This window comes from Dorea formicigenerans (assembly GCF_025150245.1).
In the GTDB taxonomy this organism is placed as follows: Bacteria; Bacillota; Clostridia; order Lachnospirales; family Lachnospiraceae; genus Dorea; species Dorea formicigenerans.
Genome location: NZ_CP102279.1, coordinates 2677895 through 2697302 on the forward strand (window position 1 = coordinate 2677895; position 19408 = coordinate 2697302).

The 19408-nt window shown below is 42.1% G+C and carries 20 protein-coding genes; 7 read left to right on the top strand and 13 right to left on the bottom strand.

Going from position 1 to position 19408, the window contains the following annotated elements:
• The first annotated feature begins 205 nt into the window (after positions 1-205).
• The gene (locus tag NQ560_RS13045) at positions 206-535 is read left to right on the top strand and encodes a helix-turn-helix transcriptional regulator (RefSeq protein WP_005333402.1); all 330 of its coding nucleotides are present in this window, start codon (positions 206-208) and stop codon (positions 533-535) included.
• Positions 536-685: 150 nt separating this feature from the next.
• On the opposite strand, the gene NQ560_RS13050 is transcribed toward NQ560_RS13045, so the two are convergent.
• Together NQ560_RS13050 and NQ560_RS13055 are read right to left on the bottom strand one after the other, a co-directional pair.
• Positions 686-1057 (bottom strand): hypothetical protein, encoded by a 372-nt coding sequence (locus NQ560_RS13050; protein ID WP_005333400.1) that lies wholly within the window; start codon positions 1055-1057, stop codon positions 686-688.
• Between the two features lie 4 nt (positions 1058-1061).
• Positions 1062-2000 carry a ParM/StbA family protein gene (locus NQ560_RS13055; RefSeq protein WP_020436706.1) on the bottom strand — a complete coding sequence of 313 codons (939 nt, stop codon included), beginning with the start codon at positions 1998-2000 and terminating at the stop codon, positions 1062-1064.
• A 217-nt stretch (positions 2001-2217) separates the two neighbouring features.
• Here NQ560_RS13055 and NQ560_RS13060 point away from each other — a divergent pair, with 217 nt between their 5' ends.
• The 3 genes from NQ560_RS13060 (at position 2218) to NQ560_RS13070 (ending at position 4239) form a co-directional block, all read left to right on the top strand.
• Positions 2218-2718 (top strand): hypothetical protein, encoded by a 501-nt coding sequence (locus NQ560_RS13060; protein WP_021650057.1) that lies wholly within the window; start codon positions 2218-2220, stop codon positions 2716-2718.
• A gap of 149 nt (positions 2719-2867) precedes the next feature.
• On the top strand, positions 2868-3461 hold the full coding sequence (locus NQ560_RS13065) for an RNA polymerase sigma factor (protein WP_005333389.1): 594 nt from the start codon (positions 2868-2870) through the stop codon (positions 3459-3461).
• Positions 3433-4239 (top strand): hypothetical protein, encoded by an 807-nt coding sequence (locus tag NQ560_RS13070; RefSeq protein WP_005333388.1) that lies wholly within the window; start codon positions 3433-3435, stop codon positions 4237-4239. The genes NQ560_RS13065 and NQ560_RS13070 overlap by 29 nt, the downstream gene beginning before the upstream one ends.
• Before the next feature lie 577 nt (positions 4240-4816).
• Here NQ560_RS13070 and NQ560_RS13075 read toward each other — a convergent pair.
• The 8 genes from NQ560_RS13075 to NQ560_RS13110 all read right to left on the bottom strand — a co-directional run bounded on the left by NQ560_RS13075 (position 4817) and on the right by NQ560_RS13110 (position 13448).
• Positions 4817-5263, bottom strand: coding sequence for a hypothetical protein (locus NQ560_RS13075; protein ID WP_005333384.1), 447 nt, complete (start codon positions 5261-5263; stop codon positions 4817-4819).
• A gap of 32 nt (positions 5264-5295) precedes the next feature.
• A complete protein-coding gene (srtB, locus tag NQ560_RS13080) occupies positions 5296-6078 on the bottom strand; it encodes a class B sortase (protein ID WP_005333383.1) in 783 nt (260 codons plus the stop codon).
• Positions 6075-7295, bottom strand: a complete 1221-nt coding sequence (locus NQ560_RS13085; protein ID WP_005333381.1) for a CHC2 zinc finger domain-containing protein — start codon at positions 7293-7295, stop codon at positions 6075-6077. Before NQ560_RS13085 ends, srtB begins: the two co-directional genes overlap by 4 nt.
• 54 nt (positions 7296-7349) lie before the next feature.
• Positions 7350-8297, bottom strand: coding sequence for a hypothetical protein (locus NQ560_RS13090; RefSeq protein WP_005333375.1), 948 nt, complete (start codon positions 8295-8297; stop codon positions 7350-7352).
• A gap of 83 nt (positions 8298-8380) precedes the next feature.
• Complete coding sequence (gene recD2 / locus NQ560_RS13095; RefSeq protein WP_005333356.1) at positions 8381-10618, bottom strand: SF1B family DNA helicase RecD2; 2238 nt, start codon at positions 10616-10618, stop codon at positions 8381-8383.
• Between the two features lie 51 nt (positions 10619-10669).
• Complete coding sequence (locus NQ560_RS13100; protein WP_005333354.1) at positions 10670-11728, bottom strand: YqaJ viral recombinase family nuclease; 1059 nt, start codon at positions 11726-11728, stop codon at positions 10670-10672.
• Complete coding sequence (locus tag NQ560_RS13105; protein WP_005333353.1) at positions 11722-12861, bottom strand: hypothetical protein; 1140 nt, start codon at positions 12859-12861, stop codon at positions 11722-11724. Before NQ560_RS13105 ends, NQ560_RS13100 begins: the two co-directional genes overlap by 7 nt.
• Positions 12862-13259: 398 nt before the next feature.
• Complete coding sequence (locus NQ560_RS13110) at positions 13260-13448, bottom strand: 2-ketoisovalerate ferredoxin oxidoreductase (RefSeq protein WP_425458801.1); 189 nt, start codon at positions 13446-13448, stop codon at positions 13260-13262.
• 192 nt (positions 13449-13640) lie between these two features.
• Here NQ560_RS13110 and NQ560_RS13115 point away from each other — a divergent pair, with 192 nt between their 5' ends.
• From NQ560_RS13115 to NQ560_RS13125, 3 genes are all read left to right on the top strand, one after another.
• Entirely contained in the window at positions 13641-13958 is a 318-nt protein-coding gene (locus NQ560_RS13115; RefSeq protein ID WP_005333350.1) for a helix-turn-helix domain-containing protein, read from the top strand.
• A gap of 381 nt (positions 13959-14339) precedes the next feature.
• The gene (locus tag NQ560_RS13120) at positions 14340-14534 is read left to right on the top strand and encodes a DUF3173 domain-containing protein (RefSeq protein ID WP_005333349.1); all 195 of its coding nucleotides are present in this window, start codon (positions 14340-14342) and stop codon (positions 14532-14534) included.
• A gap of 34 nt (positions 14535-14568) precedes the next feature.
• Positions 14569-15750, top strand: coding sequence for a site-specific integrase (locus NQ560_RS13125; protein WP_005333347.1), 1182 nt, complete (start codon positions 14569-14571; stop codon positions 15748-15750).
• A gap of 77 nt (positions 15751-15827) precedes the next feature.
• On the opposite strand, the gene guaA is transcribed toward NQ560_RS13125, so the two are convergent.
• The 3 genes from guaA to NQ560_RS13140 form a co-directional block, all read right to left on the bottom strand.
• Positions 15828-17375 carry a glutamine-hydrolyzing GMP synthase gene (guaA, locus tag NQ560_RS13130; RefSeq protein ID WP_005333345.1) on the bottom strand — a complete coding sequence of 516 codons (1548 nt, stop codon included), beginning with the start codon at positions 17373-17375 and terminating at the stop codon, positions 15828-15830.
• A 215-nt stretch (positions 17376-17590) separates the two neighbouring features.
• Positions 17591-18952 (bottom strand): MATE family efflux transporter, encoded by a 1362-nt coding sequence (locus tag NQ560_RS13135; protein ID WP_005333340.1) that lies wholly within the window; start codon positions 18950-18952, stop codon positions 17591-17593.
• 116 nt (positions 18953-19068) lie between these two features.
• Positions 19069-19299 (bottom strand): HPr family phosphocarrier protein, encoded by a 231-nt coding sequence (locus NQ560_RS13140; protein WP_005333338.1) that lies wholly within the window; start codon positions 19297-19299, stop codon positions 19069-19071.
• Positions 19300-19408 lie beyond the last annotated feature (109 nt).

The following is a 19408-nucleotide window of genomic DNA, read 5'->3' on the forward strand; positions in this document are numbered from 1 at the left end:
TCCGACACATTGTATGGATAAGATTTTTTTAACAGATTCAGTTCCTCTTTGGCTTTTATCTTATGCTGTCCATTCATGTCTGTCGTACTTACTTCCATGTTTCTCTATTTGTGCATGTGTTATCCTGCTTATCATAACGCACTTTAACGCATTTCGTATAGTGTTAATCTACGATAAAATATATGCATTAAGTGAGGTGATATAGATGGTGAAAAAATTATTGGGAGATGCAGTCAGGGAAGAACGTCTCCGCCGCAATCTTTCGCAAAACAGCCTTGCGGAACAGGCAAAGATTTCTTTACGGACTGTCTCTGATATTGAAAACTATATTGGCAATCCACAGTTGGAAACACTTTATGCCTTGGCAACTTACTTACATATTTCCATAGATGCTATATTTTCTAACCAGAAAACGAACCCGGATTCTACCATGCAGCAAATCATGGCAGAACTAAATTCCTGCCCGGAGGAGCAGAAACAGCTTGCCCTTTCTACACTGCGTGGACTTCTGGATGGATTCAAGAACCTAAGTTAAGGCTCTCCCGTATCCTTCATCATCTACACATTATACAAAGACAATCTGTGAGTAATCTGTGAATAGTCTGTGAGTTTTCTGTCTATTCCCATTCTGATACAAAGAACAGGAGAGTACACTGCCATAAGCATGTGTATCTCTCCTGCTTTTTTATGCCCTGCGAAATGCACTGATAGCATCCACTACATTCTGTCTCATAGTCTGATCCATCCGCAGCGGTTCTTCTTCCATCAAATCAACTTCTGTGGGCATTTCTCTATTTATCTTAGAAACGTCCTGCCCTTCCAATACCTTTCTTACTTCTTCCCGGATGATTTGCTGCATCATTGGCCGGAGCATATCCGGTTCCATGCTTATACTGCCATTACCTGTCTCATCCGTTCTTCCCGTATATGCCAGAATTGCCGCAACGATCAGTTTTGCTTTTTTCTCTGTCGTATTCAGAAGTTCTGTCACATACACGTGATCTGGATCCGACTTATCAAAACCAATAGTGAATACAAACGGATTTTTCTTTCCCATAAAATCACACTCCAGCCTGTGTCATGCGATACAAAAGATCATATCCATCGGCATTTGCTTTCATATCCCGGATAAAGGTATGTTTTCCCAACCGGTCTGCCTGCTCCAGAAATCGTTCCAGAAGCACTGCTCCGCCGCCGATAAACACCGTATAAGTAGATTTTGTATCAATGCCCCGCTCTCGGATGCTGTTCAGAAGATCGGTAACAAAATTCTGAACCATGGTTTCTACTGCCTGTACAACAGCTTCCTCATAATACTGCGTTTTTCCCTTGATGATACTGTCGATATCTGCCTCCTCCAGAAGCATGTCATATTCACTGTTAATACTGGAAATGATATCGTTATACATGGTAATCACACCTTTTTCCAGAGAATCACAATAATCCATATCCGGTCTGCCACTTCTCATCAGAAGATAATCAGAAGTAAATCCGCCAATATCAATCCCTACGACTTTCGGAATCTCACGGATTTCCATCATCCTCGTCATCATGGCTGCATAATCCTGCGGAAACGCCATTACATTCTGTATACAGAGGTGATAGACTTTATCGTTGAAGCACAGTTCCTGCACCTTCCCGTCCCCTTTGAAATAGCGTTCATATCTCTCACAAAGCTCTGCAAAATGCTTCGGCGGAAGCCCAATCGGAAGTTCCACCTGAATGACATCCTCCGGCTGGATCTGGCTTTTCTGCTCCAGCTCCATTGCAATGGCAAATAAAGTCAGAATCCAGAATCGGTTCCGGCTGTCCTGCGTCTTGTCCCTCTGGTACGGAATCCGCTTCTCACTAAGGGTATAATACTTTCCCTGATATTTCAGATACTTCTCTCCCCTGGCAGGCTTTTTATCCTGTTCCGTCAGTCCTGTGGTAAAGATAAAATGACAGGTTTTCATGTTCCGGTTCCCGTGATCCACGGCTACTCTTAATTTTTTAATCATAATGATTTCACTCCTTTGTATTTGATACTTATTCTGTACGTAGGAGGTACCTAGAGTGCAACTCTTTATAATCCATTTTCTTATTTTACCAATCAAAAAATTCAAAAAACAAAAATTAAAAATTATCTTTTTTAATTTTTTAAATAAATGCAACCGTTACAATATTTACTGTGTATCTTATTACAAAGGGAACCTTGGAAAGGAGTCGTGTACATATATGAAGGCTTATAAAAAAATAATCAGTTTTATCCTAACACTCGTTATGATGCTGTCGCTAAGTGTTAATGTTTTTGCAGCAGAGCCGCTTACAGATGACCCTAATATGATTGAATGGAAGTACACTGTGTTTGCTAACGAAAGCCTGCAGAAAGTTGTTGAAGAAGGTGTTATTCCAAATGCATATGCCCGATATACTTGGCGCGGAATCACATTGAAAAATGGCGAAGTCGCCATATTAACACCATCAAATAACAGTATGGGACTTTATTGTAATAGCGGCAGATACATAACTATAAATTACACTTTGAGCCGTTCTGCTTTTCATCGTTCAAGAGTACGCGCATACGTAGCTGGACCTTCATCAGAATTTGTGCGTGAGATTACAGCAAGTGGTTTGCGTTCAGGATTTACGACACAGGCAACAGATTACTATTACGGCATGGTAACTAATCTGTCCTCTGATGCCTTTACAATCAAATCATTTTCTATTACATTTTAATAGTGGAAAATATTTCAAGTGCTGGTGAGTACTTATCCTGATTTTAATTGAAGCTTTTTAACTTGGTTTCTCGGTTCCCTTTTTTGAAAATACACATTCCCATTATTAAACCACTGCTATAGTATTCACTGAATTTATGAGGTAGAAGCATGTTATTTAACATAGATGAGAAACAACTGATGCTCGAACTAAAAAATAAAGATGAGCGCGCTTTAAAAATATGTATGAACAAATACTACAGATATGTTGTATACATAGTCGAGAATATTATTGGAAGTGCTTTGCCATATGAAGACAAGGAGGCGGTCGTGTCTAATGTTTTTGTAGCTCTATGGAATTACAGTGCAGATTTAGATACAGATAACTACAGCACATTCAAACCCTATTTAGGAACAATCGCAAGAAACATGGCAAAAAACGCATTACGAAAAACCTCTAAGATGCATTTTGAAAATTACGAAGATGCGTTTCAGGTTGGAACGAACGAACATATTGAATACGGGCCGTTAAAAGAAGAAGTAATCAAATGCTTAAAAGAAAGCATATATGAACTATCAGTTGACGAAAGAAAATGTTTTATCTCGTACTACTATTACACTAAGACAATCGCTGTAATAGCAGAAGAAACCGGATTAAAAGAATCTACAGTAAAATCCAAACTGTTACGCGGACGTAAAAAATTAAAACTAAAAATGGAAAAGAAGGGATTTAGATATGAAGACTGTAAAATTTTCTTTGAATGAGTTAATGAGTGAAATTGATGAATCTTTTATTGAGGAAGTGTATTTTCATGATTGCAATAAAATACTGAAAAAATATTCCAAACAAAAGATACGTCAAAATGTATTTTGTAAAACAGCTTCAAAACATAAGCCTTTAAAGTTCACTTATAGAACTGCAATTATTGTAACTGTGGTTTCAGTGTTTTTGTGTATGCCTGTATATGCTGCAATCAGTCATCTGTTAACATCGGCTTTAATTGATGACAGCAATCGACATTTAATCGGGACAGAAACCAATGATAGAAGCTACATCATATTAAAAGACGGTGTATATACCAATGAAAAGGGGAAAGTTGTTGATATTGAGGAATTAGCCAAATCTTCATCAGAATTTCCTGAAAGCAGAATTGTTAAAAGCAGTCTGATGCCTAATTTCATACCATCATCAATAGTAGAGATTCCTACTGATAAATCAGATGAAATGTATATCATTCCAGAAATAATTCTAATCAACAATTCACTTTGTGTACTTACACAAGACAATGGAAAGGGATGGGAACTAACTGATAAAGATAATATAGTCATTTCGTTTGATAAATATAAATCAGACATTACAGTATCCCAAGATTTGATTATCGGTTATGTAAAAGACGGGATAATGTATGAAGGAGAAGTGTTCGATGAACTGAGTGGAAAATATAGTTTCTCACCAGATGAAAAAGGGGAATATTTTTTCTATCTGCTTAGCGGAAGTTCCGATTATCTATCTCTTAAAAGCGGTAATCTGGAGGTAAATTAAATGTTGCTTTTGCGGGACTTCAGCATACCAATTAACTTTAGTATAAGGACAGGAAGACCTCTTCCGTACAGGAATAGGTCTTCTTGCTGTCTCCGTGCATGCTTTAAAGTATAAATAGGCTTTAATCTGGATACAATTTCAACTGCATCGTTGATACACGCTGTGTTTATCTCGTTTACTGTATCATTCATAAGAATTTAATTGGTTATGTTTATTGTGATGATAGAGTAGCCTTTGTTTTGAACATCTTCCTTGAAAGATTTGTAAACGATACTGTAGATTATCATATTCATTATGTCGGCGTAGATTCTTTAGATGAAGAATGTATTGAATGCAGAAAATACTCTGATTATTGTGAACATATTTTACCTGCTTTCTGGATAGATGACGATTTTTGTGAATAATGAAACACTGGTGTTTGGTTATTCAAAATTTAAGCTGATAGATACTGGTGTTAAGTATATTAATCCGAAGCATTTTTCCGTAAAAAACTTTGTAAAGTATTGCAGATTCAATAAAGAGTGAAATTACAGTAAAATAAAAGATAGTTTTTTCGTTCCTTTGTTATGCCATTGTTCTACGCCGGAATCTTTTCTGCCATCTCCGGCAGGCACTTCTCAAATAATTCCCGATATCTTCGATACCCTTCATCCCGGAGTGGACCTTGCAGTGATGTCAGAGACCAAAGGAGAAGCTCTTCCTCTTCCACAGCATACGGAGAGGTATAGACAAATTTTTTCCCGTCAAAATGCGGTTTTGATAACTTCAGTATTTCCGTAATCTCTCCTTTTGTTTCCGCCTGCATAATCATTTCCACTTTCTTCCGATGGAACTCGCAGACGATGCTCTCCAGAAATCCCTGCTTCAGATAAAATTCCGCCCTTCTATAAAGTTTTACAAGAGCCTCCACTCTTTCATCAAATAACTTGTCCTTTTCACTGACTATCATCTGTGCCAGTGCGTTTGCATGTTCCATAACCAATGCTGTTCCCATTACATTTCCTCCCATAATAAAAGCTGGCATAAGAAATTTCTTCTCACACCAGCACGATTCTTTTATTCCTCTGTGATGATCTCACTGCTTAATTTTCCATGTACCAGATAGCGATAATTCCGTCTGGAATTGACACAGGTAGACAGCGTAACTATCCGATCCGTTGCCGACAGCTCGGTGCCGGTATCATAATCCCTATAAGAAGACACCGTATCCAGAAACGTCTGAAAATCTTCCGCTTCCGGGAAATGATACCTATATCCCTCACTTCCGGTTCTTCCCGCATAGCAGGAAAAGATACGATACTTGAGGATCTTGTCCGGCAAATAGAGATAAAACTCCGGATGTTGTTCAAATAGCTCTTTGTCTTGGTACTTATCCAGAGTTCCGAACATGCTCCCGTTTTTCATATTATGCCCGTACACGATCGTATTCTGATCCGTAAAGTCCGGCTGATTATGGCAGTCCACAAAGATGCTCCCGTTGATATTGGATTCTCCCGAAAAAAGGTGATGAAGATAATATGCATTATCTTTCCCCTGTACCACCGGATAACTAATATCCAGTGCCGGAATCTGAATCCACGCTATGACATCCGGATTAACCGCTTTTAAACCTGCAAAATCAATTTCTAGATACCTATTCTTAGGTTCCTCCTTTTCTTTCTCAGACTCCGGTGATTCTTCTTCCTCTGGTTCCTGAACATATTCCTGCAGTTTCTCGTAACTTACGTCCCCTTTCTGATACTTCAGATAAGCACCAAAGAGTTTTCCTGCCGCTGCGAGAAAAACAAGCAACAGGCAGATAATGAGTCCTGCAAGAACCGTATTTCCTTTTTTTCTCATGATTGTTCTCCTTTCGGAAGAGCCGAAGTCTGTGCCCCGGTTCCTTCCTTCTGTTTGATGGCGGCTAAATAGTCATCAATCCCCTTGTGTTTCCCGTTCCACTCCCCGCTCTCGTCCATATCCCAGACCATCCGGTTCATCGGCAGGGAAAGCTCCCGGCAGATTTCATAGACCTTATTGCAGCCGTTCTGGATAATCCTCCGTTTCTCCGCCTTATGCTGGCAGATAACAGGGGAACGCTCAAAACAGACCGCACACTTACTGTCATGCTTATTGCAGGCTACTTTCATCTTCTTATCCATGTCATACGCCTCCAAAAGCTGTTTCATCCCATATCCTTTCATCCGCTCCAGCACCGGTTTCAGATTCCGGTACTGGTTCACTCCGGCAACGCACACAAAGGTAGCGCCGGACAGATAATGGGCTATGGTCCCTTTTAAGGCTCCTTCGGTCAGATAGACACGTTCTGCGGCAAGATCACCGATCACATGTACCGGACTTCCGGAGGAAACTCCCTGGTCATAATTGACACTGGACAGCCAGATATATTTTTTCGTGTCAGTCACATGATCTACCCGGATCTGAAAACCCTGGATGAACCCGTCCAAAGAAACTATGGGAATCAGGATTCCTGAGTTTTCTGCTTTGAAGTTAATCGTCCAGTTTCCGTCTGTATCCCGGTAGAATCCCGGCACGCCTTTCACCATATATCCTTCTTCTGCCAGCCTTTTGACCAGCTTCTTCATTCCAAACAGCGGGACACTCCGGTAACGCTGTGCTTCGATCTGTTCCGGTTTTAATCCTCGTCTTTGCAGATCCTCCTGATGCTTCCTGTTAAGCGTGAGCATGGACAGCATTCTCTGATACGTCCGGTGGATTTCCTCTATGGGTGCAAGCTCTGCCGTTGCCTTTTCTTCCTGTACCGGCGTTGCTTTGATATAATCCGTCCGGTATTCTCCTTTTCCTAATGCTTCCCGGATCTGCTGATTTGCTTCGGAGAGTGTAACATTGTGCAAATCCGCATAAAGCTTCAGCATCCCCCCGGACGCATCACAGCGGTTGCACCGGAATACATTCTTTTCCACATTGATATTCAGTTTTCCATGCGTCTCTCCACAAAACGGGCAGTCATAATAGTTTCCCCGCCGCTTTCTGAGATGCAGCACCTGCACCACATCCAGTATTCCATAATCAAACCCAGACATATCATAATACATCCCGGTCTCTTCCTCCTTTCCCCCGCAGAAAAAAGCTCTCTGCGGGGTTCTTCCTTAACCAGCCATCGGCATTGCTTTTTGTAAAATTACCTTTGCTGCCGCCGGAACCAGATTGTTCGGTCCGGAATATTGCTCGGCAAACCACTGGATCGTTGACGGGCTTTCAACTGCCACCTGTCCCATGGTCTTTCCGCCGTATTTTCCCTTTCCCGGAATCACAGTCCCGACTGCCATTTCATAGTTCATGTGTTTCATCAGTTCTTCTACCGGAAGGGACGTATCCAGATTCTGTAATGCTCCCTGCAGCATCTGTCCGGTCTTTGGCGGCGTAGAGGCAGCCGGAGCGGAACCGTAGCCAGGCATTTGTCCACTGCCATGGTAAATGGTGCTTCCCGCCGCCTGTGCCTGCTGATAGAACTGATTCATCATCTGCTGGCCTGCATATTCCGGCTGACCTGGCATCTCTCCATAAGTTGGCATAGGGGCATTTGGCATGACACCCGAATCCGGCATGGCTGCATTTTCCATGGCACCTGAATCCGGCATCTGTGGATTCTGATATGGAATTCCGGCATCTACCTGTGCAGGATCATTTTCCTCTCCCACATCCGCAAACTGCACACCATATCCGGCATCCGATAATGCCCTTCCTACGGCTGCTGTTTCTGCCATTTCCAGAAATTTGTCTCCAAACTTCGGGTCATCGCTCCGGAATTTCTGCGAAAAGGAATTGGCTACATAATTGTCTTCCTGATCACATTTATCCAGATAGATACGTGCTTCCACAACTGCCATGTTCTCTGTGAAAGTGATAATCCGGCTGATGATCTTTCCTGCCGGATTGACCAGACGAAACCATAGCTTCCGGTATTTCACATCCAGATAAAGCTGCTCCTCCTGCCCTTCTTCTCCAATCTTTCTTGCCAGTTCCATCGGATGGAAGCCATCCACACGGTTCAAAGCGGCAACTGCCTCTGATTTCTTATACAATAATTCTTTCATTCTCTGCTCCTTTCATTTAGAAAAGCAGACGTTCCCCTATATAAGAGTAATAGTCCGCTTATTTCAAAAATTGAAAAATATTTTTAAACAACAAGTTTTAACTGCTCCATTTCCGGTTTCTGTTCACTCTGATACTGATCGTAATACTGTACGATCCGCTCACTCAGAATGGTGTTCCTTGTCCCGCTGTCATCCGTATGGATTGCCTGACAGACTGCAGCCCATTCCCCTACCAGATAAACCTTGCTTTTCGCTCTGGTCACTCCGGTATAGAGAATATTGCGCTTCAGCATCATATAAAAGGCTTTTACCCAAGGGATGATGACAACCGGACATTCGGAACCCTGTGCCTTATGGATGGTTGTTGCGTTAGCATGTTCGATCATTTCCATCTGGTCAGCTTCATATTGCACCTGCCGCCCATCCGGGAATCCGATCACTGCCCTGGCATTTCCATCCTCATCCGTGATACAGTCCAGTATCCTGCCCAGATCGCCGTTACTCGCCATCTCGGTATTTTTATTCTGTAAAATCTTATCGCCAACCCGGAACACCTGACTGCCGATATGCAGTTCCTTCTTCCCTGCGATTGGCGGATTTACAAAATCCTCCAGAGATTTGTTCAATTCATCCACTCCGGCAGCACTGCGTTTCCGATACGGAGTCAGGATCTGTACCTGATCCATGCCGTTTTTTGCAATCTCGTCCAGATAAATCCTCCGGACAATCTCTGCCGCTTCATCTGCTCCTTTACAGGCAATGAACTGAAAATCCTCCCCAAAGCTCAGATTAGTCTTATTCTCCTGCATCAGTTTTGCATTATAAGGTATGCTGCTCAAAGCGCCCTGCCGGTAAACCAGATCCAGTACCGTGACCGGAATCAGCCCGCAGGCAATCAGTTGCCGGAACACATCCCCGGCTCCTACGGATGGAAGCTGGTTCTTATCCCCGACTAAAAGGACTCTGGCATGTCTGCTAACCCGCCGGAAAAATTCATAGGCAAGATGCATGTCCACCATGGACACCTCATCTACATTTAGAAATCCGGCAGACAGGTACTCAAAATCCGGTTCAAAATCCGTATCATCTCCCAAAAGCCCCAGGGCCAGATGCATCGTGGATGCATTTTCACAGCCGGTACTCTCCACCATACGTCTTGCCGCACGTCCGGTCGGAGCCATAAGCTGTACCTCTGACCTGCATAACGCCTGATGGATATAGAGAATCACCTTGAGAACCGTTGTCTTTCCGGTTCCGGGACCTCCGGTAATAATACTGATGGGATGTGCAAACACCATCCGCACTGCCTGTTTCTGTGTTTCTGACAGCGTGATCCCCAGTGTCTTCTGTGCCTTTTCCAGCTCCGGTTCAATGGACAGCAAAACCGGCTTCTCCAAAAGCCGTCTGGCTATCATGGAAGCGGTCTGTGTTTCTTCTTCATACTGCCGGATAGAATAGATCCGTTCTTCCTCCACAACAATGCTTTTTTGCAGCACCAGCCGGTAAAGCACCTGACTGACATCCTGCTCCGATACTGCCATGACCTGCAGATCCCGGTTCAGCATTTCCAGTGCTTCCCTGATAACCTCCTGACGCTGCTTAAACAGATGTCCTTCTTTCATTGCCTGATTCATGATATGTCCGATGCACCCGGATATCCGCATGGGATCATTGAGTGCACAGCAGCACTGTCTTCCGATCGCATCCACAGTCAGAAACCCGAAGCCTTTGACTGCACTCAGCATGTAAGGGCGGTGCCGGATAATATCCACCGATTCATTTCCGAATTTCTTCAGAATCATATTCACTTTTTTGGGTGTTACCTTAAAAGGCGCCAGAAACGTCATCAGTTCCCGGAACACCTGGTTTTTTCCATAGGACTCCACAATAGCAGCCAGCTTCTTCTCGGAAATTCCACGGATCTTCAAGAGTTCCTGCGGGTTGTTTTCCATGATTTCCAGTGTCTGAAGCCCAAACTTCCGGAAAATAGTATCTGCCATCTTGGGACCGATACCTTTGATTGCACCGGAAGAAAGGTATCCTAAGATACCCTCCTTTGTCCGTGGTACAACCTCCATGAAATTTTCCACCTGATACTGAGTTCCATGCTCTCCGCTCTCCCATCTGCCTTCCATCTCAAGCTCAATCTCGTCTGTAAGCGGAAGACCGAATCCAATCGCTGAGAAGCCGATGATATTCCGGGATGCCAGATATTTGTCTCTGGCTGACAGGGGGACAGACGTATCCTGTGTGGTGAATATGGCAATCGTATACCCATTCTCCTCATTCTGGAAAATCTTATGTTTAAATCTGCACCTCATTGTTTATATCCCTCCAGCTTTTTATCCGCATCCGTTCATTTGGTTTTCTCATTACGCCGCCTCCTTCTTAATTCGGAAAGTACGGCTCTCCGTTGTTTTTGTATATTCCTCATAGATATCCGGATGCTGGTTTTTCAGCTTCTCCATCTGGTCTTTCCCAACCGAAGTACGTCTGGTCGGATTATAGGTAATACGGTAACGGTTCGTACCGTCCTCCAGCACTGCCTTGCAGCCCTGCCCCAGCTGTTCCACAAAAGGAACACTGATTGCCCGCTGTTCTGCTTCGATTTCCTTTTTCCGTTTTTCCAACTGTGACTTTTCCTCCGAAAGGGTAAGATACTTCTCAAGATTTTTTGATTCCAGACCGGAAAGCACAATTTCCGGAATAGATTTGTCTGCAAAACCACCATAATTACGGATATTTGCCAGAACCAGATCGGAATTCCCGTTATGCGGCGGTACTACATTTTTCAATACATGTTCCTGCCAGAAATACGTTTCCTGATCAATGATGTCTTCTTCCTCAATCAGATCACGCTCAATGGTGCGATACACAAACTCATTCTCGTTATTTCCATACAGGCATGCGATAAAGGCTTTCTGCATATTCATCACAGACAGATAATGCCTTACCTGCAGCACATAATGAGCTGGAATACCCTCATCAGCCCACTTATCTTTCGCATTATAATTGCAGGTTTTACATTCCAGAATCGCAAATGTCCCATCCGGCATACGAACAAAAAAATCCACATCTGCAAGCATGAACGGATATAATGGATGCCGGAACATGACACGTACCGGAAATACTTCCAGTCCGGTCTTTTTGGAAAAGATTTCTGCCACCAGATCTTCCAGCCGGTGTCCGACTTCCTTGGCAACCCAGTTGCTTTCCTCTTCCTCCTGAATGACCGGCTGCACACCTGTTTTGTTGTAAAACAGATCCCGGATAGTGGCAAATGGAGAGATCCCCATGATTGCCGCTACATCACTGCCGCCGATTCCTTTTTTGCGGTATTCCAACCAGTCTTCTCTTGACAGGTTACTGATATCCACAACCTTTTCCGGTGTATACTCTGCTTTGTTATTCATTCCAATTCCTCCTAACATTTGACTGCTCCATAAACGTCATATTTTTTCCAGTCTTTTATAAGCGCCTTCGTAATATCCTCCTCCAGCTTCAGGATGCCCTGTCCGGACATTCCTTCACAGGCTGCAAAAAAGGAGGCTTCATTCATGGCATAATAAAGATCATGTGCCGTACAGGCACCTTCCCCGTTCTGGGATACAAATAGCTCCACCACCTCATTCCGGATCTTCTGTTTAATGCCAAGTTCCTTCATCAGCAGCTTCAGGCAGTTCACCGGATTACGGATCTCAATGTCCATAAGCTGAGTAAGATTCTTCATCGCATCCACATAGCGGGCGCATACCTGCTCCAGATTTTTCCGGAAGTCCAGAATCGTTGCCCCTTTATCGTGAGCCAGCTTGATTGGACTTCCCAGACTGATAACGCCGTTTGGTCCGTCTGTCAAAAGCATCGGATACAGATTTGCACCGCTCGCTGCCACGTCAGATGTGGTAAAACGAAGTGCCGGTGACAGGATCTTCTCATCCATTCCGTGTGCATCCAGTGCTTTTCGGTAAGTATCCAGAAGTTCCTGACTTCCTCCGAGCTTCCACATGGCAGATACAATGGAATGGTCATAGATACCAGAGCCCTCCATGTAAACACTGCCTTTGAAATTCAGATTCAGATATTCGCAGGTTGTCTCAAACATGGCTTTCATATCAAGGATGCAATAATCATGTTTATCCCCGCCATGTACTGCGGAAACCTTTCCGTCCGCAATCTTAATCAGGGCATCCCCTTTTGCAACCCGCAGGCAGTAATTGACTACCTTCGCATATGTTGCCTTATCCAGCTTGCGAAGCCCGTCTCCATTGACACCTGCGCGGCTTAAAATGGTGCGGATGGCACAGTCACGTACCGGATAGGATTCTCCTCTCATTTTCAGTACAAGCTGCGTATTCTTCTCTGTATCCTCCAAAATTTCTTCCATGGATGCATCTGCCGCATCCAGATTTTGAGCCTCCTTTTCCAGTGGTGCCAGCCGTAACGTATTCGTTGGCTTTCTGATCCATTTGGCATTTCTTCCTCTCTCTGCCAGAAACTCCAGCAGATCTTTTACTTCTGCAAAGGATCTCTCAAATCCATCTGCATACACTCTTGCTTCATTCATGTTCTTATTCCACCTTTCTTAAAATAATATTTATCCATCAACAGCCGAAGCTGGTTGTGGCATGCAACTATGCCGAAACCTAAATGTAAGCACAAAAAAAGAATGAAAAGAGAGTCTTTTCTCTGTTCATTCTTAAAAGTCTGGTTTCTTCCTGAAAAAACAAAAGTGCCACGCAGCCAAAAAAGGCATACCGTGACACTCACTACAAACATAAACTACTTATGCCAGGAATCAGCTCCTGCTGTTTCCTGTAAGTTTGGAGATTCTTATGAATCCCGAAACTCCCCAAAAAGGGTGTGCATAAAATAAACTATATCAGTATACTAGCACAAGATATTCCTCATGTCAATTCAGGCTTATACTATATATGGTGTTTATATTTGTTCAAAATACTACATCTATTTTTCTACTACGAATTCAATCTTCTCTTTCAGATACTCCCGGCAGCCAAACCGAACCGTTCCACACTGCTTTGACTCCTCTTTCGCCTTTTCATTACAGCAGTCCAAGTAGGGACAATCGTTACATTGATTCCGCAGTGCTTCCTTCGCCCATTCAATTTCCTGCTCATTTCCTATAATCCGCACAGACATCCACTTCCTTTGCTATCATCATACCCCAAAATCCATTTTCTATCATCCATAATTTCTTTTTTTGTATCATTTTAGTAAATTACGGTTATATTACGGAATAATCACTATATTTCAAATATATCTCTATTTTATTCCGTAATTTGCTGTAAGTAAATAGTTTAAAATGTGGAAGAGAGGTGTAAATGTATGGATAAAAACTTTATTGGAGAACGCATCAGCGAACTGCGTTTAAAGAAAAATGTATCTGAATATCAGATGAGTCTGGATCTTGGCAAAAATAAAAGCTACATCCAGTCCCTCACTTCCGGACGTTCTCTGCCTACCATGCAGAGCTTTCTGGATATCTGTGACTATCTGGAAGTCACTCCTCAACAGTTCTTCGATTCAGAGCTGCACAATCTTCCTCTGATTGACAAAGCAACTGATCTGATGAAACAACTCGATGACGAGGATATGCTTGCGCTCATTTCCATGCTGAATCGTCTGGCTCTAAAACGCAAATAGATTTCCGTGGCTGCCAAATCAAGGCAGCTTTTATTTTTATCATTTTTTCTTAAAATTTTTCAATCTTAAAGAAAAGCCCCCTATTCCTTAATTGAATGGGTAATATATCCATTCGCCGTACCTTGAAAACAAAAGAAATCTTTCGGGAGATTGATATAGGTGACTGCAGATAGTTTGCATCTTCGCACGCCTGCAGCTTAATAGTTACAAAGTAACACCGTTTTACGTGGCCGGAACGGGCATAGGAACTGGCTTCTGAAAGAATAACATAGACTTTTGGGATTTTAGCTTATAGCGCTTTTATTAGAGAACTTTTACTCAAAATTTGATATAATAATAGACAGGTATCAAGTTGATTCCCTGTCTGTGGAAAGGAGATTCATGATAACTGTAACAAAAAGGGATTTGATTGAATTAGGCTACGGTCCTTCCTTTGCTGCTGATATTATCAAAAAAGCAAAGGAACTTATGGTAGAAAAGGGGCATACCTATTATCAATCCAGAAAATTAGACAGGGTTCCAAAAGAAGCCGTTGAAGAATTATTAGGGATTACTTTGCCCGATAAGCAAGAATGATCGTGCTTTTTGCATTTTAGTAAGGAGTGAAATCATGGCAAAAGATCCAATTAAAAAAGCAGAAAACGGCACTTATTATTTTCGAGCCAACCTCGGATATCATCCTGTAACCGGAAAACAGATTCAAAAATACCGCAGCGGATTCTCAACAAAAAAAGAAGCCCGTGCCGAGTATTCCAAATTGATTCTTGCATCAACGGAAGAATTAGCTGATAAGAAGGAAGACATTACCTTCAAAAAGTTTATTGAAGAAATCTATCTTCCGTGGTACAAAACTCAGGTGAAAGAAAGTACCTACAAGAATCGTTACTCGACCATTCAAAAACACTTTGCCTATTTCTACAAGAAGAAAGTGTCCGAAATAGAAGCGATAAATGTACAGACCTGGCAGCTCAAGTTGGCAAAACAATTCAGTCCAAACTATGTACGCATTGTTCAGGGAATGTTATGTTTAGCTTTTGACCGGGCGATTATCCTCGGACTTGCAAAGAAGAATCCTGCCCGCATGATCGGCAATATCAAATCTAAAAAAGTAAAGATCGACTTCTGGACTTTGGAGGAGTTTCAGAAGGTAATATCCCTGCTGTACAAAGGTGACTACTACGAGCACTATCTCTTCATCTCGTTCTGGCTTTTATTTATGACTGGAATGCGTATTGGAGAGGCTGCCGCCTTACAGTGGGATGATATTGATTTTGAAACAGGTATGCTGATTATTAGTAAAACACTGTACTATAAAACAATGAATGACTACAAATTCGTTGAACCTAAGACGCAGGCAAGCAACCGTACCATTTATATTGATGCTGATACCATCAAGGAATTACAAGAATGGAAGGCGGTCCAGGCAAAGGTTTTACCAAATTGTGGATTCGTACTGAGTTATAACAGTACACCCACCAGCAAAACAACGCTTCCAAGAGCATTAGAGAAATTGGCAAATTTAGCTGGTGTCCACAGAATCAAAATTCATGCCCTGAGACATTCGCATGCTTCCCTGCTTATCAGCATGGGCGAAAATCCACTGCTGATTAAAGAGCGTCTTGGACATGAAAAAATACAGACGACACTAGGAACTTATGGTCATCTGTATCCAAACACCAATATTGAGATTGCAAAGAAGCTGACCGGGGTTCTCAGCTACCAGTCAGCTTCTCAAAGTATTGCTAATTATACCAGTAATCAGCATACTGCAATGTATCACAAAGAAATATAAAAATGCAATGATAATGCAATTTCAAACACCCAAAGCCGCAAAGCCCCGTGGTTACGGGCTTTGTAGCCCAGCGTCAACTATTCAAACTCGATCGTTCCAGGTGGCTTACTCGTCAGATCATAGAATACTCTGTTGACTCCTTTCACCTCGTTTATAATTCGGTTCATGACTTTATTCAATACTTCGTATGGAATTTCTGCTGCCTCGGCTGTCATGAAATCGATTGTCTTTACAGCTCTAAGCGCTACTGCATAATCATATGTTCTGAAATCTCCCATAACTCCTACACTTCGCATATTTGTAAGTGCTGCAAAGTACTGGTTAATATCACGATCAAGTCCAGCTTTTGCAATCTCTTCTCTGTAGATTGCATCAGCGTCCTGAACAATTCTTACTTTCTCAGCTGTTACTTCTCCGATAATTCGGATTCCAAGTCCCGGTCCTGGGAATGGCTGACGAAATACCAGGTTTTCTGGAATTCCAAGTTCAAGCCCAGCTTTTCTTACCTCGTCCTTAAACAAGTCGCGGAGCGGCTCGATGATTTCTTTGAAATCAACGTAGTCCGGAAGCCCTCCTACGTTATGATGAGATTTGATAACTGCGGATTCTCCGCCAAGTCCACTCTCTACAACGTCCGGATATATCGTTCCCTGTGCCAGAAAATCTACTGCACCGATTTTCTTTGCTTCTTCCTCAAAGATACGGATAAATTCTTCACCGATAATCTTACGTTTTGCTTCAGGCTCTGTAACTCCTGCCAGTTTATCATAATATCTCTGCTGTGCATTGACACGGATAAAGTTCAGATCAAACTGACCATTCGGTCCGAATACTCCTTCAACTTCATCTCCTTCATCTTTACGCAGAAGACCATGATCTACAAATACGCATGTCAACTGCTTTCCGATTGCTCTGGATAACAGACCTGCTGCAACAGAAGAATCGACTCCTCCTGATAATGCCAAAAGCACTTTTCCATCTCCGACTTTCTCACGGATTTCTTTGATCGTATTCTCTACAAATGCATCCATCTTCCAGTCTCCGGCGCATCCACAGACACCAAGAACGAAGTTGGAAAGCATCTTTGTTCCTTCTGCTGTATGAAGTACCTCCGGGTGGAACTGAATCGCATACAGATTCTTATCTGCATTCTCTGCTGTTGCTACCGGGCAGTCTGCTGTGTGTGCAGAAATTTCAAATCCCGGTGCTATCTGAGAAATATAATCTGTATGGCTCATCCAGCAGATAGTCTTCTCAGATACATCTTTGAACAACTTAGATTCGGTCTTGTCAACCAGAACCTCTGTTTTACCATATTCACTGACCTCAGCCTTCTCGACTTTTCCGCCAAGCACGTGCATCATAAGCTGTGCACCATAGCAAAGTCCAAGTACCGGAATTCCCATCTCGAATAATTCTTTTGAACAGGTCGGTGCTCCTTCTTCATAGCAACTGTTCGGTCCGCCAGTTAAAATGATTCCCTTAGGATTCATTTCTTTTATCTTCTCAAGATCTGTCTTATAAGAATAGATTTCGCAGTACACATTGCATTCTCTGACACGTCTTGCAACTAACTGATTGTACTGTCCGCCAAAATCAATGACAATTACTAATTCTCTCTTCACAAGATTTTCCTCCTAAATTAAATACGCTAATAAAATACGCTAGTTTTATTATAATGTACGTCTGTCACCTTGACAAGCAACTTTCTAGCATTCTCTATGTATTTCCACATTTTTCTGAAATTCTCTTTTAAATTCTCTAAAATTTTTTCACATTTTATAAATAATGACTCTGCTTCTACCAAATTTTTTCTTACCTGAATGGCATATAGCAATATCTAACTTACAAGTGCATGCTTTTTCCACTTTCCGCTAAAATAACGGATTCCAAATAATAGTGAACGAAATGCCCAATCGATAATCATAGCTACCCAGACTCCAAAAACTCCAAGCCCAAGATTTTTCCCGAGAATATAACTGGCTCCTACTCGAAAAATCCACATAGATACTGTAGAAATAATCATACATGCCTTTGCATCACCGCAAGCTCTGAATGTTGCCGGCAATGTAAATGATTCGGCCCAAATCAATATTGCACAGCAGCCATGGAACCAGATAATGTGTCTCGTAGCCTCAGATGCAGCTTCTGAAAGATTGTACACTTTTAAAATAAATGGCAATGTTATAAATACAATAAAAATTGTGATTGCCATTCCTATGTGCGTAAGCAGAATTAGTTTTTTATTGTAATATTTTGCCTGTTCATAATCTCCTGCCCCAACACACCTCGCAATTACTGTAGTTACTGCCAGACAGATTGCCTGTCCCGGCAAAATAGAAAATAATGTAATGACATTGCTGACTGCATTTGCTGCAATCGCATAAGTTCCGAATGTGGATACCAGACTCAGCACCAGAACTTTTCCAAGCTGGAACATACTATTTTCCAATCCATTTGGAATTCCCACGCTTAATATTTTCCTGATCATGCTCCAATCCGGATTGAAACGAAATGTTCGTTCCAGATGTAGCGTCCATTTATCCTTTAATAATAGTTTTATTATGATAAATGCTGCCACAAATCTGGACACTAACGTTGGAATCGCAACACCTTCTGTTCCACAATGAAACCCGTAAATTAAGATTGCATTTCCACTTACATTGATTGCATTCATAAGCAATGACACCTTCATGGACACTTCTGAATTTCCCATTGCGCGAAATATTGCTGCCCCACCATTGTACAATGCGATAAATGGAATAGATGCTGTCACGATCAGAAGATAAACATCTGCATGATGCATAACATCTGCCTCAATCTGTCCGAATACACCATGCAAGATCCAGTATTTGCACGCATATACAAACGCTGTAATAACAAGGGAAATAAATCCCATAGACCACATGAGCTGTGTCGTAGACTTACATGCCTGTTCTTTATTTTTCTGTCCAAGGTACTGTCCTGCAACAACAGCACCTCCTGTTGCCAGTGCTGCAAATATATTAATCAGAAGGACCATAATCTGGTCTACCAACGAAACACCAGACACCGCTGCTTCACCAACATTTGCAACCATAATGGAATCTGCCATTCCAACCAGCACTGTTAAAAGCTGCTCAATAATTAATGGTACAATTAAAGATACCAGAGCCTGATTATCAAACAGATAATGACTCCGGTCAACATTACATTTTTTCATAATTCAAAAAACTCCTCACCGCACCTATTATACGACGAGAAGTTTTTCCCCACAAGATTAATTTTCTTTTGATCTTCTATCATTAGATCTTCATTCATAAATATCCTGATGACTGCTTATGCTGCAAAGTACTCTGAAATTTCATCAAACAGATCCTGGCAGTTTTCATCGTAAACTTTTAACTCAATTTCTTTGTTGAGTCCCAGATTCATCAGACCTAAAAGTGACTTTGCATCTACAACGGCGCGTCCGCTTTCCAGATCCATGTCGTAAGGGTACTTTTCAACTGTTCTGACAAAATTCAGAACGTCTTCAGGGCTCGAAAATATGATTGTTCTCTGACTCATAATGTCATACCTCCTTTGCTGTGCTAAATGTTAGCACAATCGGAGACGAAAAAAAAGAGACAATTACGCCAAAATGTTAGCTTTCAAAATCCCCTTGTATGCACAAATT

Coding starts and splice junctions, on each gene's coding strand:
- NQ560_RS13045 (WP_005333402.1), top strand. CDS start 206: ATGGTGAAAAAATTATTGGGAGATGCAGTCAGGGAAGAACGTCTCCGC.
- NQ560_RS13050 (WP_005333400.1), bottom strand. CDS start 1,057: ATGGGAAAGAAAAATCCGTTTGTATTCACTATTGGTTTTGATAAGTCG.
- NQ560_RS13055 (WP_020436706.1), bottom strand. CDS start 2,000: ATGATTAAAAAATTAAGAGTAGCCGTGGATCACGGGAACCGGAACATG.
- NQ560_RS13060 (WP_021650057.1), top strand. CDS start 2,218: ATGAAGGCTTATAAAAAAATAATCAGTTTTATCCTAACACTCGTTATG.
- NQ560_RS13065 (WP_005333389.1), top strand. CDS start 2,868: ATGTTATTTAACATAGATGAGAAACAACTGATGCTCGAACTAAAAAAT.
- NQ560_RS13070 (WP_005333388.1), top strand. CDS start 3,433: ATGAAGACTGTAAAATTTTCTTTGAATGAGTTAATGAGTGAAATTGAT.
- NQ560_RS13075 (WP_005333384.1), bottom strand. CDS start 5,263: ATGCCAGCTTTTATTATGGGAGGAAATGTAATGGGAACAGCATTGGTT.
- srtB (WP_005333383.1), bottom strand. CDS start 6,078: ATGAGAAAAAAAGGAAATACGGTTCTTGCAGGACTCATTATCTGCCTG.
- NQ560_RS13085 (WP_005333381.1), bottom strand. CDS start 7,295: ATGTATTATGATATGTCTGGGTTTGATTATGGAATACTGGATGTGGTG.
- NQ560_RS13090 (WP_005333375.1), bottom strand. CDS start 8,297: ATGAAAGAATTATTGTATAAGAAATCAGAGGCAGTTGCCGCTTTGAAC.
- recD2 (WP_005333356.1), bottom strand. CDS start 10,618: ATGAGGTGCAGATTTAAACATAAGATTTTCCAGAATGAGGAGAATGGG.
- NQ560_RS13100 (WP_005333354.1), bottom strand. CDS start 11,728: ATGTTAGGAGGAATTGGAATGAATAACAAAGCAGAGTATACACCGGAA.
- NQ560_RS13105 (WP_005333353.1), bottom strand. CDS start 12,861: ATGAATGAAGCAAGAGTGTATGCAGATGGATTTGAGAGATCCTTTGCA.
- NQ560_RS13115 (WP_005333350.1), top strand. CDS start 13,641: ATGGATAAAAACTTTATTGGAGAACGCATCAGCGAACTGCGTTTAAAG.
- NQ560_RS13120 (WP_005333349.1), top strand. CDS start 14,340: ATGATAACTGTAACAAAAAGGGATTTGATTGAATTAGGCTACGGTCCT.
- NQ560_RS13125 (WP_005333347.1), top strand. CDS start 14,569: ATGGCAAAAGATCCAATTAAAAAAGCAGAAAACGGCACTTATTATTTT.
- NQ560_RS13135 (WP_005333340.1), bottom strand. CDS start 18,952: ATGAAAAAATGTAATGTTGACCGGAGTCATTATCTGTTTGATAATCAG.
- NQ560_RS13140 (WP_005333338.1), bottom strand. CDS start 19,299: ATGAGTCAGAGAACAATCATATTTTCGAGCCCTGAAGACGTTCTGAAT.